A 14,581-nucleotide genomic window follows, 5' to 3' on the forward strand; every position below is an offset into this window, starting at 1 on the left:
CTCACAAATTTATACGGAAATCCTTGCCATGCAAGTAATAGCAAGGAAATCCTTGAATTTTGTTGATAACTCGGGAATATTGTTAATAAAGTAAGCATTTTTCTACGAAATATGCGCGTGAAGCACTGTTTAAAGGGGCTTAGCTAAATTTATCTTCCCGTTCCAGGTGAAGTCCGTTGAGAATGTCTTTGACCTGCATACGCCGCTTGCCCGGCAATTGCATCTCCAGGATTTCCAGCCAGCCGTCTTTACACGCAATATAAAGTGAGCCCCCTTCACTTACCGGCATTCCGGGGGTGGCAGGCTGTGACCTGTCGGCAATTTTAGAGCTGAAGATCTTTACTTGCTCCTTTTTGTTGTTGTGGTGGAAGTTCGCCCAGGCTCCGGGATATGGACTCAGGCCGCGGATCAGGTTGTGGGTGAGTGCTACAGGTTGGTCCCATTGGATCTTGCAGTTCTCTTTATTGAGCTTATAGGCTTTCTTTTCCTGCTCCACCTTGGGTTGTGGGGTAGTGGATACCTCGCCTTTTTCAATGCGTTCCAGGGTTCTGATCACCAGGTTGGCCCCCATAACCATTAACCGGTCGTGGAGACTGCCGGCATCTTCCTCCGGTCCGATAGGTATTTCTTCGTTTAATATGATGGCTCCGGTATCGATCTTGTCATCTATAAAAAAGGTGGTGGCTCCGGTAACCGTTTCCCCGTTAATGACAGCCCAGTTAATAGGCGCTGCACCCCTGTAATCGGGAAGCAGGGAGGCGTGAAGGTTAAAGGTGCCGAATGCAGGCATGCTCCAAACGGCTTCAGGAAGCATTCTGAAGGCTACCACGACCTGCAGGTTGGCTTCCAGGGCGCGAAGTTCTTCCAGGAAGGTTTCGTCCTTTAGGTTGGTGGGTTGCAGTACCTTTAGGCCGTGATCCAGCGCATATTGTTTTACGGCCGACATCCGCAGCTTCTGGCCACGACCTGCCGGGCGGTCGGGAGCGGTGATCACCCCTGCAATTTCATAACCTTTCTCATGTATGCTTTTCAGGGTTTCCACGGCAAAATCCGGGGTCCCCATAAATACAATTCTTAATGTCCTGTTCATCACTTTTCTCTGTAAAATTCGTTTCTGGAATTGAGTTTTATTTCTTCTTCTTTGAGCAGCAGCTCCAGGGCCTCCAGAATAGGTGCCTCTTCAAACCCTGTTTTTGAAACGATGCTTCCCGAAGATAAAGGGCCATCAGACAGACAATCCAGAATAGCCCGGTTCAGAGTAGGTAAGCCGGGTGCTCTCTTTGGGTCTGATTTGCTATGGCAATTCGAACATTTGCCGCAGGGGGTGTCTTCCTGTCCGAAATAATTGCTGAGAAAAACACTCAGGCAACTCCCCGTAAGCAGGTATTCCTTCACCTTTGAAATGCGTTCGAGCTTGTTCTTTCTCTGTACTTCAATATCCCGTGCGATACTGTTAATGGTGTGGTGGTCTTCCCGGGGGCAAAGAAAGGTAATTGATGTGTCCGCCTTGAAGGTCTGCAATTCAATAATCCCATCCTGTTCAAATTTTTTCAGGTAAAGCGATATGCGTTCTTCATCGATGCCGGATCTCGCAGCCAGCAGGTGGGTGTTCACGGGAGTCACGATGTCAAAAATTCCACCGTAGGTTCTCAGGATGAGCTGGATGATGGTTTCTGCAGACGGATTGCGATCCATGTATTGAAATAGTTTGTGATTGCTGATCACGAACTGTACCTCTTGTCTCTTGTTGAATTGTTCGCTGAGCCTGATCACCGAATTCCGGTCCAGCAGCTGCAGCCCGTTATAGGTAAGCATATGGTTGAGCTGATAGGTGTTGCAGAATTCATTGAAATTGATCTCAAATGTCTCGCCACTTCCTGCGCCGAATGCGATCTGCAGATAATTGCAGATCTTGCTGTAGAGGTGTGAAATGAATTTTCTGTCGGGTATGTTTTTAATAAACTGGTTCTCCAGGGTGTCCAGGTCACTTTCATTATGCAGGAGGATGGCCCAGGATTGTTTGCCGTCTCTGCCGGCCCGACCTGCCTCCTGAAAATAATTCTCCAGGGAATCCGGAAGGTCTGCATGGATCACACATCTTACGTCCGGTTTATCTATCCCCATTCCAAAGGCATTGGTGGCGATCATAACCCTAACCGATCCGTTCATCCAGGATGCCAGTTTTTCTTTTTTCTCTGTCCGGGTAAGGCCTCCGTGAAAATAGGTGGCCTGAATCCCCCGGGCATTGAGTTCCCTTGAAAATTCAACACTTTTTCTCCTGCTCCTTATATAAATGATGGCGCTGCCCTCTACTTTTCCCAGAATTTTAGCGGATTCCTGGTATTTGTCATGGCATTCCCGGATCCAGTATCTGAGGTTGTCTCTTTTAAAGGAACTGCTGAAAACGGGAGCCGTAGTTAATTGGAGGTTTTCCCTGATATCTTTGGTGACCTCGGGAGTGGCTGTTGCGGTAAGCGCCACCATAGGGATGTCTGGAAGGAGCGTTTTGAGAATTCCGCAGTTCCGGTAAGCGGGTCTGAAATCATTACCCCATTGAGAAATACAGTGGGCCTCGTCTACCGCTATCAGGTTCACCGGCATTTGCCTGATCCTTTCCATGACCATTTCCTGTTGCAGTCGCTCGGGGGAGAGGTAGAGGAATTTGTAATTTCCGTAAATGGCATTATCCAGCCGGTCACTCAGTTCTGTCGGGTTGATACCTCCGGTGATGGCCAGCGCTTTTATCCCGCGTTGTTTAAGCTGGGTGACCTGGTCTTCAATTAAAGCGACCAAAGGGGATATCACCAGGCAGATACCGTCTTTGCTTATCGCCGGTACCTGATAGCAAACCGATTTTCCTCCTCCGGTAGGCAGCAGGACCATGGCGTCTTTTCCCTGCAGAAGATGGTCTATGATCTGCTTCTGGGGTTCGCGAAAGGCTTTGTACCCCCAATAGGATTCCAATACCTCTTCCGGGGCTTTATAATTCATGTCAGAGGAGTAAGTTATTTATGATATAGTCTCTGCGTATTTCCGGGGTGCCTGTGGGTACCTCCAGCAATTTATAACCGAAATTCTCGTAGGTTCTTTGCAAATGGTCGTGAATACGCCTGGCCTGATCAAAATTCTCGTAGCGTTCATTGTCGGAAATATAGATGTCTTCCCAGGGAGGGAGCAGAAAGACCTGGTCATAGGGGTGTTTTTCGCATTCCTTGATAAACTCCTTTGGATAGGGATCGCCTATATAATCCATATAGGCCAGAACATCGGGAATGCCGCGGTCAAAAAAGACCAGTTCCTTGGATGCCTGTAAGGATTGTAAATACTGATTTACCCTGCCTTCCATCAGTTTCCGGCTAAACAGCATAGGGTCTGTTAAAAACAACTGCTCCACGCCCTGTTCCCGGGCTTCAAGAGTTACTTGCCGTGAAATCTCGGGCAGGCAATGATACTCCTTTTGTTTTAAGGATTCGATCAGGGTCGTCTTTCCGGTGCCGGGCCCCCCGGTCACCACAATTTTCTTCGTTCTTCCATTCATTGTTCCCACATGGCAAAATAACTAAATGAAATGGTAATAAAAAATACATTTGTAAGGACTATCTTTGCAAAAAGCAAAAAAGGACAGATGAAAGATCCAAAAGAAGTAGAGGCCTTTTACGAAAGGCTGCGGGATGAATTGGAAAATAGTACCGACTGGCCTTCGAAATACCTTTATAAGTTTATTGTAAAGTCTGATGAGTCCAAGGTTCAGGCCATAGAGCAAATCTTTGATAATACCGGTGCAGTGATCAGTAAAAAGGTTTCCTCGGGGGGGAAATATACAAGTGTCTCTGTAGAGGTGCAAATGGAAAGTCCCGAGGCGGTGATCGTAAAATACAAGGAAGTTAGTAAGATCAAGGGAGTAATTTCGCTCTGAGACCACACGGGTCATATATTTTTATTATTTTCGAAAGCAGAATACACTTCTGCTAGCATACTACAGATTTATAATCACATTATATTTTGATTGACAATTTAGAATACAACAGCGAACGTCCTAAATTGATCATTCCCGAATATGGACGCCATATTCAGAAAATGGTCGATCATGCTATTTCTTTAGCGGACCGCGAAGAGCGAAACAAGGAAGCGAACGCCATCATTGGCGTCATGGGGAATCTGAGTCCTCATTTAAGAGATGTTCCCGATTTCCAGCATAAACTTTGGGATCAGTTATTTATTATCTCTGATTTTAATCTCGACGTGGATTCACCCTATCCGAAACCCACCAGGGAAATGCTGGCGGAACGTCCGGAACCCCTGGATTATCCTCAGAATTATCCGAAATATCGTTTCTATGGAAATAATATTAAAAGGATGATCGATGAGTGTGTTTCCTGGGAAGACGGGGACCTTAAGGATGCCCTGAAATTTACGATCGCCAACCACATGAAGAAAAGCTACCTGAACTGGAATAAGGATACGGTAGAAGATGAGGTGATCTTTGAGCATCTCTATGAGCTCAGTAATGGAAAGATCAACCTTGCCAAATGGGATGAAGATCTTGCGGAAAGCAAAAATCTGGTGCGCAGTACTCCGAAACCTACCCGGGGCAGTACGCGAAAGCACCATGGGAAAGGACGTAAAAAGCGTTACTAATCACACCAAATTTCAGCTATGGGAACATTTAAGATCGAGGGAGGCCACCGATTGAAAGGTGAGATCACCCCGCAGGGAGCTAAAAATGAAGCGCTCCAGATACTGTGTGCAGTATTGTTGACCGACGAAAAGGTTACCATTCATAACATTCCTAACATTATTGATGTTAATAAGCTTATTGACCTTCTGGAAAACCTGGGGGTCAAGATCCAGAAAATAGGACCTGCTTCCTACACCTTTAAGGCAGACGATCTCCACCTGGAGTACCTTCAGTCTGAGGAATTCAAAAAGGACGGACGCGGACTTCGCGGATCGATCATGTTGGTCGGGCCGTTGCTGGCCAGGTTCGGTAAAGGGTATATTCCCAAACCCGGAGGAGATAAGATCGGACGCAGGCGACTGGATACCCATTTTGATGGGTTCATTAAACTCGGGGCAAAGTTCCGCTACAACCGGGAAGAGTACTTTTATGGCGTGGAAGCCGAAAAGCTTACCGGGACATATATGTTGCTGGATGAGGCCTCTGTAACGGGAACCGCTAACATTGTAATGGCGGCGGTACTGGCAGAAGGGGAGACCACCATTTATAATGCGGCCTGTGAACCTTACCTGCAGCAGTTGTGCAACATGCTTAACCGGATGGGAGCTAAAATTAGCGGCATCGGTTCCAATATGCTGAAAATAGAGGGGGTAAGTAAACTGGGTGGTACCGAGCATACCATGCTTCCGGATATGATCGAAATCGGGTCCTGGATCGGACTGGCAGCCATGACCAAAAGTGAGATCACCATCAAAAATGTTGGGTGGGATTACCTGGGTCAGATTCCAATGGTTTTTGAAAAGCTGGGAATTAAGATCGAACGCAGGGGAGATGATATCTTTATCCCGGAACATAAAGACGGCTATGAGATCCAGAATTTTATTGATGGTTCGGTGCTTACCATTTCAGATGCGCCATGGCCCGGATTTACCCCGGACCTTTTGAGTATTGTGCTCACAGTGGCTACCCAGGCAAGAGGGAGTGTGCTGGTGCATCAGAAAATGTTCGAGAGCCGCTTGTTCTTTGTCGATAAGTTAATCGATATGGGGGCGAAGATCATTCTTTGTGATCCACACCGGGCTACAGTGATTGGCCATGATTTCGAGTCGCAGCTTAAGGCCACTACCATGACCTCACCCGATATCAGGGCAGGGGTATCCCTGCTTATTGCAGCCCTGTCTGCCAAAGGAACTTCGACCATACATAATATCGAACAGATAGACCGCGGTTACCAGGATATCGACGGAAGACTTCGCGCTATTGGAGCGCGTATTGTCCGGGTAGACTAACCTCGTACCGTTTTCGTATAATAAAAAAGGCCGCTTCATCTCGAAGCGGCCTTTTTATATGCATTCAGCGATTAGTTGGAGCCGATCGGTGGTCCGCCTTCCGGGATCATGGGTTTGTAAGTATGGTCCCCTTTACGTTCCTTAAATTCTTCCTTCACCTTTTCTACCAGCTCCGGGTTTTTATAGAGGTCGATCATGGTCATTCCAAGTGCTTTGGAGGCGTGTATCATGCCTTTGTGCCCGATAGACATCCCGGCACAGGCTACAACAGCCCAGGAGTGCCACGGGGTGTCTTTTGGAGCTACCGTGGCTCCCATTCTAATGGTGGGCACTACCCAGCTCACATCGCCTACATCTGTGCTTCCTCCTCCGGGATGTTCCTTGGTATCTTCCAGCGGCTTGATCTTACTGTCGAGTCCCACGGTAGGTTTATTAACCGATTCCTGGATCTTTTTGGCAAAGTCTACCTCCTCCGCAGTGTAGCTGATCTCTCCCAGGAGTTCCAGGTTTTTTTGCATGGCTGCTCCCCCGGTACGGTTTACCAGGATTTCATAAATACCTGATACCAGGGATACTTTATGGTCCACGTTTGCCATGATGGCAGCACCTTCGGCCATTTTCATCACATGCTCGTAGACCGGGGATTATCCTTCCCGTTTGGTATCTCTTACCCGAACCCACAATTTGGAATAGTCAGGCACGACGTTTACCACCTGCCCGCCATCCTGAATGTGGTAGTGGATACGCACAGTTGGTTTGATGTGTTCCCTGTAATAATTGATCCCGGTGGTATACAGCTCCAGGGCATCAGAAGCACTGCGCCCGTTCCAGGGATCGCTGGAAGCGTGCGCTGCCTGCCCGTTGAACTCCACAATGAAGTCTACCAGGGCCAGGGAACTTTGTACATCGGCCTTGGTGCTTGCAGAAGGGTGCCAGTCCATGCATACGTCCAGGTCGTCAAATAACCCGGCTTCGACCATCCAGATCTTTCCAAAGTATTTCTCCTCTGCGGGAGTACCGTAAAATTTAATGGTTCCTTTCAGCGTTCCTTCTTCGATCATTTTTTTTATGGCAACAGCAGCCCCGAGACTTGCTGTCCCGAACAGGTTGTGACCGCACCCGTGGCCTGCAGCACCTTCGTGGAGAGGAGCCTTGGTAGGCTGGGCCTTTTGGGAGATCCCAGGAAGGGCATCAAACTCCCCGAGGATACCGATTACCGGTTTCCCTGAACCGTAGGAGGCTACAAATGCAGTGGGCATCCCGGCAACGCCGCGTTCTACCTTAAATCCATTGGCCTCAGCATAAGTGGCCAGGAGTTCGCTGGAAGTAGATTCTTCAAAAGCAACCTCGGCAGCTGCCCAGATGCTGTCTGACAGGGTGATCATCTCCTCCTGCTGGTCTTCAAGATGAGCGATCAGCTCCTTTTTATCGGCACTGATCTTCTGTGCATGAAGATGCCCGGCAAAGCCCAGAAACAAGAGTAGTAAGATCGGTTTAGTGTTTTTCATATTTTAAAAAATTAGATTGATTTTCTCCTAAAAATAAGAATTAAACTAATACCCGAAGGGGGTTTGTCCGGGAAGGATCTGAAAATGTGGGAATTGGTTTTTTTTCTTCTTACGGGAGGTGAAGTTTAAAGCCAGATCCCTTGAAGTATTGTCGGTAAAATTGTTTACTTTTACAATTCGATACACTTTCTCCACAGCATATGAGTCAAAAAGTACTGCTTACGGCCAAGGAAATAAACATCATTTTACATCGTCTGGCTTGTCAACTCATAGAAAATCATCTCGATTTTAAAGATACCGTTCTCATAGGGATCCAACCCAGAGGCGTGCGGGTAGCCGAACGTCTTAAGAAGATCCTGGAAGAGGAATACCACATTGAAAGCATCAGGCTGGGTTACCTGGATATTACCTTCTTTCGCGATGATTTTCGCAGGGGAGATAAGACCCTGGAAGCCAATAAGACCAGGATCGATTTTCTGGTGGAAGGGAAAAAAGTGGTCTTTGTAGACGATGTGCTGTACACCGGCAGAAGTATCCGGGCAGCGCTCACGGCCATACAGAGCTTTGGCCGTCCTGCAGAGATCGAACTTCTTACCCTGATCGATCGGAGGTTTAGCCGTCATCTGCCTATCCAACCTGATTACAGGGGCAGACAGGTCGATGCCATCAACGAGGAGAAAGTGGAAGTAACCTGGAAGGAACAGGATGGTGAAGACACCGTATTTTTGGTAAATAAATAGGATTGTTAGCATGAGTGAATTAAGTGTAGATCACTTGCTGGGTATAAAATATCTTCAGAAAAGAGATATCGACCTTATCTTTGAAACTGCAGATCACTTTAAAGAAGTGATTAACAGGCCCATCAAAAAGGTACCTTCCTTGCGGGATGTTACCATTGCGAATCTTTTTTTTGAGAACAGTACCCGAACGAAATTGTCTTTTGAACTTGCCGAGAAGCGTTTGTCGGCCGATGTTATTAATTTTTCGGCCTCCCAGTCTTCTGTAAAAAAGGGGGAGACCTTAATTGATACGGTAAATAATATCCTCTCCATGAAAGTGGATATGGTGGTGATGAGACACCCCAACCCTGGAGCGGGAGTTTTTCTCTCGCAGCATGTCAACGCCAGTATTATTAATGCAGGAGACGGAGCTCATGAACATCCTACCCAGGCGTTGCTTGATTCCTATTCCATTCGCGAACGCCTCGGAGAGGTGGCCGGGAAAAAGGTGGTTATTGTAGGAGATATCCTGTACTCCCGGGTAGCACTTTCCAATATTTTTGCACTGCAGCTCCAGGGTGCAGAAGTTAAGGTTTGCGGACCGAAGACCCTGATTCCGAAATATATCCATACCCTGGGGGTAGGGGTGGAGACCAACCTGAGAAAGGCGCTCGAATGGTGTGACGTAGCCAATATGCTCCGGGTGCAAAATGAACGCATGGATATCAGTTATTTTCCAACTACACGCGAATATGCCCAACAATTCCAATTGAATAAGACCTTACTTGATTCTCTGAATAAGGAGATCGTGGTGATGCACCCCGGTCCGATTAACAGAGGAGTGGAGATTACCAGTGACGTCGCCGATTCCGGACAGGCCATCATCTTAAACCAGGTGGAGAACGGAGTGGCGGTACGCATGGCGGTTATTTATTTATTAGCAAGTAAAATTAAACAATAGGATTATGATAGTTGACAGAAATGATAGCACAACCCTGATCACCCAGGAGAGTATCTCCCTGACCACCTTCAGAGAACGATTCAGGGAGGCGTATGACAAATTCAAAAATGATAATATTATCGTGAATTTACTGGCATTTACCGGTATTACAGCGAACGACCTTATGGAATTGCACGAGGTGGCTCTCGACCATATGAATACGGGTAAATCCTTCGTTATCGTGAACGATTCGGTGAATTATGACGATGTGAATACGGATCTTATTGTAGTGCCTACTGTAAAGGAAGCCTATGACCTGATCGAAATGGACGAGATCGCAAGAGACCTCGATGCCTGAACCATAAAACCGGGAGGTAACTCCCGGTTAACATTTTAAACCTTTATAATGAAGTTATATGTACTGGGTTGTTACAGTGCCACGCCCAGAGCTTATACCAATCCCACAGCCCAGGTTCTGAATATCAAGAATCATTTATTCCTGATCGATTGCGGAGAGGGTACCCAGGTCGAATTGCGAAGACTTAAGGTCAAATTTGCGCGTATCAAGCATATCTTTATTTCCCATCTGCACGGAGACCATTTTTTTGGCTTGCCGGGGCTGATCACCACGTTCCGCCTCCTTGGCAGGGAAGCCCCATTACATATCTACGGTCCCAAGGGCCTTAAAGAGGCCATGACCCTGATGCTTAAACTGGGGAATTCATGGACCAACTATCCGCTGATCTTTCACGAACTGGAATCCAAAACCTCACAGTGCATTTTTGAAGACGAAAAGGTGGAAGTGTTTACCGTACCGCTTGACCATCGTATATATACCAACGGATTTCTCTTCAGGGAAAAGCCGGGAGAACGCAAACTCAACGTTGCGGCTGCCGAAGCCTATGGGGTGGATACCTGCTATTTCCGAAATATAAAACTCGGCAAGGATGTGCCGCTGGAAGATGGTACTGTGATTCCGAATGCAGAGTTAAGCTTTGATCCCAACCCGGTACGCTCCTATGCCTTCTGCAGCGATACCCGGTATAATGAAAGTATCATCCCCTTGATTAAAGGTGCCGACTGGTTATACCATGAAGCTACTTTTCAGGATGTTCATAAGGAACTGGCCAGGGCCACCGGCCACTCTACTGCAAAAGAGGCAGCCACCATAGCCAGGAAGGCGGAGGTAAAGAAATTGATCCTTGGCCATTATTCTACCCGCTACGACGACCTGGAAAAATTCAGGGAAGAAGCATTGGATATTTTTGAAAATACTGAACTTGCGGAAGACGGGAAGGTGTTCACCGATTAAATTACACATGCTATGACAAAAGAAAAAGATCTAAGTGATTACAGGAAGGTATATGAGAAATCTGAACTGCTGGAGTCTCAGGTCCCTGATAATCCGTTGCAATTGTTCCGTACCTGGTTTTTCGAAGTAGAAGAATCCGGAGCAGTTGATGAAGCGAACGCCATGACCGTTGCTACCCAGGGGCTGGATGGATTTCCCAAAAGCCGGGTAGTGCTGTTGAAAAAGTTTAATGAAGAAGGTTTCGTTTTCTACAGTAACTATACCAGTGAAAAAGGCAAGGCCATTGAAGCCGATCCGAAGGTCTGTCTTTCATTTTTCTGGCCCGCCCTTGAACGGCAGGTTATCGTAAAGGGGGTGGCGGAAAAACTCGCCGCCAATCTCTCGGACGGTTACTTCGAATCGCGGCCCCGTGGGAGCCAGCTCGGGGCATGGGTATCAGATCAAAGCTCGGAGGTGGCCTCCAGGGCGGTTCTGGAGGACGAATTAAAAGTCCTGGAAGAACGTTACCAACATAAGGAAATTCCCAGGCCTGAACATTGGGGAGGCTATCTGGTTAGGCCGGTAGCTGTAGAATTCTGGCAGGGAAGGCCCAACCGCCTTCATGACCGCCTGTTGTATACCCTGGATAAAGACTGGAATTGGAGGTTGGTACGATTGGCGCCCTGATACACCACAGAAAAGGGTGGTTACACATATATTAACATTTCTTTAACATTTCTAATGTAAGGCGTCTCTTAATTTAGTAAGGCCAAATCTTATTAAATTAACCTATGAATGCCCCCATTTTCAAGGACACGGTACGTCTGTGTTTCCTTTCTATGCTGGGCTGCATACTTTTCTCATGCAGTCCCGACCCCGGGGAGGAGCTATATGTTCCTCATGCCGAGGTTGTAACAGATCTTCAATCAGAAGTTTTTGAACTGATTAATGCCCATCGCGACAGTCTGGGGCTTAACCCCCTGACAAATCTGGACCTTGCTTATCTTAAAGCAGAGGAGCATACCGAGTATATGATCGCGAGTGGCAAGGTGAGTCATGATTTCTTTTACGACCGGGAGGCCTATCTGGTTGCTCATGCCGATGCCGAGCAGGTGGCCGAGAATGTGGCCTTTGCTTTCAGTACGGCCAAAGGGGTTGTAAAGGCCTGGCTGGAGAGTCCTTCTCACAAGTCTATTATCGAAGGTGATTTTTCGCATGCCAGCATATGTGCAATGAAGGGCAGTGATGGGAGTTATTTCTACACCCATCTGTTCATTAAAAAATAAGACCCGGAATATCCGGGTCTTTTTCTTATTGCATTTGTTGCACTATAAATTCGGTTCGTCTGTTTTGCTGGTGTTGTGGTTCTTCACAGTTTACACCGTCTTCACAGCCGTTGGTTAGTTTCTTTTCGCCATAGCCCTTGGCTGCAATGATCCGCTCTTTTTGAAGCCCCTGGGAAACGAGGTATTCTGCAGTCGCATTAGCACGGTCCAGAGACAATTTATCGTTATAGGAGAAGCTACCCCTGGAGTCGGTATGCGCCTCTATTCTCATGACCATATCAGGGTATTCATTTAACAGCAGATTTACGATCTTATCCAGTTCCTTTGCAGCATCCGGTCTGATATCGTATTTGTCAAAATCGAAGTAAATGGTGTTGAGATCAGCAAGTACGGAGATATCTCTCACAGGAACCAACTGAAGGTTTACAATGACCTCAGTTGCTCTTTTACGCAGGTTCTTACTGGTGAAGGATTTCTCCTGACCTTCCTGGTATTTGGTGTGGTTTGCACCTACTATGTACTCTTTTTCCCGGTCGATATTGATCTCATAGCGCCCGTTGGCATCGGTTTCCAGGTAAGCGATCTCATTGCCATTCTCGTCCTGCAGGCTGATCCTGGCATTGGCAATAGGTTTGTGATTCACAGAATCCTTCACCAGGCCGCGCAGCATGAGTGGTGGAATTTTTTCGAAATAATAAATATCGTCATCAAATGGCGATCCGTCTCGGTTGGTAGAAAAATATCCTTCATACCCATTGTCTGACATAAAGAAAGAGAAATCGTCCTTGGTGCTGTTGATAGGTTCCCCGAGATTAACGACCTGGCTCACAGTTCCGTCCTGATCTTTTACCGTTGCAAATACGTCTAAAAGTCCGTACCCGCCATGTCCGTCTGAAGAGAAGAACAGGGTGTTTTCGTTATTTATAAATGGAAACAGCTCATCTTCAGAGGTGTTAACTCGATCTCCCAGGTTGGTAATATTGCCAAAACTGCCATCGGCATGAATCTCTGCCTTGTAAAGGTCGCTTTTGCCCTGACCTCCGGGCATATCAGATGCAAAGTACAGTGTTTTACCATCCGGGCTCAGCGCAGGATGGGAAACGGAGTAGTTTTCTCCGTTTATGGAGAGGTCTGTGATCCTTTTCCAGGCGCCATCCACCCATTCTGCACGGTAGATCTTAAGGTGGTTTACGCCTTGCTTATCCTTTCCGACCTTCCTGTCGAGGTAATTATTTCTTGAGAAGTACATGGTGCCCCCATCCGGGCTTATAGCGATCGGGCCTTCATGATATTTTGAATTGATATCCCCGGCAAGGGGTTGTGCGATACCCCTGGCATCTCTTTTAAAAATATCCAGGTAAGGTTGCTCATTCCATTTATAGATCTTATCTGAATGGGAATTATGCGGACGGGAAGACACGAAATAGAGTTCTCCGTTTCTTTCGTAGGTTCCAAAGTCACTATAGGATGAATTAAATGTAACCGGACTGATCTCGAAATGGCTGCCGGTCTCAAAAAGGTTATCTACCCCCTCGTCTTTTTTAAGGTCCCTGTAGAGACGCCCTTCTCCTCCGTTTTGTTTATATGTTTTTGCCCATTCCATAGCCTCGTCGTATTGTCCAAGGGCGCGAAGTACCAATGCGTAATTATAGTAGTACTCGGGGGTTATCCCCTTTTGTTGAACCGCCCGGGCATAATAATCCGAGGCCTGTTTAGGATCTCTCAAAAGAAAGTAGCAATCGGCCAGTTTCCTTATGGCATAATCGGTATTGTAGTCGTTTTGTACCAGGGTCTTGTAGCTGTCGGCAGCTTCCAGGAAGGCAAATTTATTAAAAAGGGCATCAGCCTTTTTCTGCATTCCGTATTGGGCCTGTAATGCGGTTGGCCCTGATATCCCTAACACTAAGATTGTCAATAATAAAATTCTTCTCATCTTCAAACAGCTTTAAAAGTAACGTGGAGATTTGAACTTAGGGTTCTTCAAGGACAGGTCTACCAGTAAAAAGATCTCATGACTTCCGTCTGTATACGGTCTTAGTTCTGAAACCGCAAAATCGTAAGCATACCCGATCCGAACGGCTTTGGTAACCTGGAAATCGGCAATAGCCCCTATAGCATCATTCCAGCGGTAGGAGGCCCCCAGCCATAAACGGTCAAAAAACAGAAGGTTCATAGAGGTGTCCAGAGCCGCTTCTGCTCCATTGGTGGCTTTTACCAGGATAGAGGGTTTTAACTTGATATCCTGCGAAAGATCGAACACCAGTCCTCCGGTAAAATAGTAGCTCACCCTTTCTGAGGCCACAAAATCCTGGTTCAGGGAGCTGTTTCCTCTATTGTAGTTATTGATAAATAATCGCGGAGCGGAAATACCCACGTACCAACGGTAACTGTGCCAATAGATCCCGGCTCCTATATTCGGACTCACCCGGTTGGAAAGGTCCCTGAAGAACGGGTCACCTGAGACATCGGGGTCATTAATGAAGGCCTGGTCAAGCGCGAACTGGGTGATACCGGCTTTTAAGCCAAAGGCCAGTTCACTGGAGGCTCCGGTCTGGATAGAATAGGAAAAATCTCCGTAAACATAGGAGAAGTTTTCAAATCCCAGTTGGTCATTTATAAACGAAAGGCCCAACCCGATACGATCGTTTCTTAACGGGGAGTGCACAGAGGCGGTCAGGGTTTGAGGGCCGCCTTCAAATCCGCTCCACTGACTGCGGTGTAATGCCACCACGCTCAGACTTTCCCTCGACCCGGCATAGGCAGGGTTGATGGAGATGGTATTATACATGTACTGAGTGAACTGTGGAAGTTGCTGTGCGAAGGACAGCCATCCGAGCAGTAATAATATGGTTGTAAAAAGGATTCTCATA

Annotated in this window: 14 protein-coding genes and 1 pseudogene; 9 read left to right on the forward strand and 6 right to left on the reverse strand. The window is 47.1% G+C overall.

Annotated elements, in window-relative coordinates; all coding sequences use genetic code 11:
• Positions 1–139: 139 nt before the first annotated feature.
• From fmt to K7R11_RS08470, 3 genes are read right to left on the reverse strand one after another with little or no spacing between them, the layout of a single operon-like run.
• Positions 140–1,090 carry a methionyl-tRNA formyltransferase gene (fmt, locus tag K7R11_RS08460; RefSeq protein ID WP_224490098.1) on the reverse strand — a complete coding sequence of 317 codons (951 nt, stop codon included), beginning with the start codon at positions 1,088–1,090 and terminating at the stop codon, positions 140–142.
• On the reverse strand, positions 1,090–2,991 hold the full coding sequence (locus K7R11_RS08465) for a RecQ family ATP-dependent DNA helicase (RefSeq protein ID WP_224490099.1): 1,902 nt from the start codon (positions 2,989–2,991) through the stop codon (positions 1,090–1,092). Before K7R11_RS08465 ends, fmt begins: the two co-directional genes overlap by 1 nt.
• Position 2,992: 1 nt before the next feature.
• The gene (locus tag K7R11_RS08470; protein ID WP_224490100.1) at positions 2,993–3,538 is read right to left on the reverse strand and encodes an AAA family ATPase; all 546 of its coding nucleotides are present in this window, start codon (positions 3,536–3,538) and stop codon (positions 2,993–2,995) included.
• An 87-nt stretch (positions 3,539–3,625) separates the two neighbouring features.
• On the opposite strand from K7R11_RS08470, the gene K7R11_RS08475 reads away from it, so the two are divergent.
• The 3 genes from K7R11_RS08475 to murA all read left to right on the forward strand — a co-directional run bounded on the left by K7R11_RS08475 (position 3,626) and on the right by murA (position 5,967).
• Positions 3,626–3,916 (forward strand): DUF493 family protein, encoded by a 291-nt coding sequence (locus tag K7R11_RS08475; protein WP_224490101.1) that lies wholly within the window; start codon positions 3,626–3,628, stop codon positions 3,914–3,916.
• An 86-nt stretch (positions 3,917–4,002) separates the two neighbouring features.
• Positions 4,003–4,638, forward strand: coding sequence for a DUF4290 domain-containing protein (locus tag K7R11_RS08480; RefSeq protein ID WP_224490102.1), 636 nt, complete (start codon positions 4,003–4,005; stop codon positions 4,636–4,638).
• A gap of 18 nt (positions 4,639–4,656) precedes the next feature.
• Positions 4,657–5,967, forward strand: coding sequence for a UDP-N-acetylglucosamine 1-carboxyvinyltransferase (gene murA / locus K7R11_RS08485; protein ID WP_224490103.1), 1,311 nt, complete (start codon positions 4,657–4,659; stop codon positions 5,965–5,967).
• A 71-nt stretch (positions 5,968–6,038) separates the two neighbouring features.
• Here murA and K7R11_RS08490 read toward each other — a convergent pair.
• A pseudogene (locus K7R11_RS08490) lies at positions 6,039–7,475 on the reverse strand (amidohydrolase).
• Positions 7,476–7,675: 200 nt separating this feature from the next.
• Here K7R11_RS08490 and pyrR point away from each other — a divergent pair.
• The 6 genes from pyrR to K7R11_RS08520 all read left to right on the forward strand — a co-directional run bounded on the left by pyrR (position 7,676) and on the right by K7R11_RS08520 (position 11,711).
• On the forward strand, positions 7,676–8,215 hold the full coding sequence (gene pyrR, locus K7R11_RS08495) for a bifunctional pyr operon transcriptional regulator/uracil phosphoribosyltransferase PyrR (protein WP_224490104.1): 540 nt from the start codon (positions 7,676–7,678) through the stop codon (positions 8,213–8,215).
• A gap of 10 nt (positions 8,216–8,225) precedes the next feature.
• Positions 8,226–9,155 carry an aspartate carbamoyltransferase catalytic subunit gene (locus K7R11_RS08500; RefSeq protein ID WP_224490105.1) on the forward strand — a complete coding sequence of 310 codons (930 nt, stop codon included), beginning with the start codon at positions 8,226–8,228 and terminating at the stop codon, positions 9,153–9,155.
• Positions 9,156–9,159: 4 nt separating this feature from the next.
• Positions 9,160–9,492 (forward strand): ribonuclease Z, encoded by a 333-nt coding sequence (locus K7R11_RS08505; protein ID WP_224490106.1) that lies wholly within the window; start codon positions 9,160–9,162, stop codon positions 9,490–9,492.
• A 48-nt stretch (positions 9,493–9,540) separates the two neighbouring features.
• Positions 9,541–10,446 (forward strand): ribonuclease Z, encoded by a 906-nt coding sequence (locus K7R11_RS08510; RefSeq protein ID WP_224490107.1) that lies wholly within the window; start codon positions 9,541–9,543, stop codon positions 10,444–10,446.
• Positions 10,447–10,458: 12 nt separating this feature from the next.
• A complete protein-coding gene (gene pdxH / locus K7R11_RS08515; protein WP_224490108.1) occupies positions 10,459–11,112 on the forward strand; it encodes a pyridoxamine 5'-phosphate oxidase in 654 nt (217 codons plus the stop codon).
• A 104-nt stretch (positions 11,113–11,216) separates the two neighbouring features.
• Positions 11,217–11,711 carry a CAP domain-containing protein gene (locus tag K7R11_RS08520; protein WP_224490109.1) on the forward strand — a complete coding sequence of 165 codons (495 nt, stop codon included), beginning with the start codon at positions 11,217–11,219 and terminating at the stop codon, positions 11,709–11,711.
• 25 nt (positions 11,712–11,736) lie between these two features.
• Here K7R11_RS08520 and K7R11_RS08525 read toward each other — a convergent pair whose 3' ends face one another.
• Together K7R11_RS08525 and K7R11_RS08530 are read right to left on the reverse strand one after the other, a co-directional pair.
• Positions 11,737–13,644 (reverse strand): OmpA family protein, encoded by a 1,908-nt coding sequence (locus tag K7R11_RS08525; RefSeq protein WP_224490110.1) that lies wholly within the window; start codon positions 13,642–13,644, stop codon positions 11,737–11,739.
• Between the two features lie 12 nt (positions 13,645–13,656).
• Positions 13,657–14,580, reverse strand: coding sequence for a PorP/SprF family type IX secretion system membrane protein (locus K7R11_RS08530; RefSeq protein WP_224490111.1), 924 nt, complete (start codon positions 14,578–14,580; stop codon positions 13,657–13,659).
• Between the last annotated feature and the right edge of the window lies 1 nt (position 14,581).

Origin of the sequence: Robertkochia flava, from assembly GCF_020166515.1 — a bacterium.
Lineage (GTDB): Bacteria > Bacteroidota > Bacteroidia > Flavobacteriales > Flavobacteriaceae > Robertkochia > Robertkochia flava.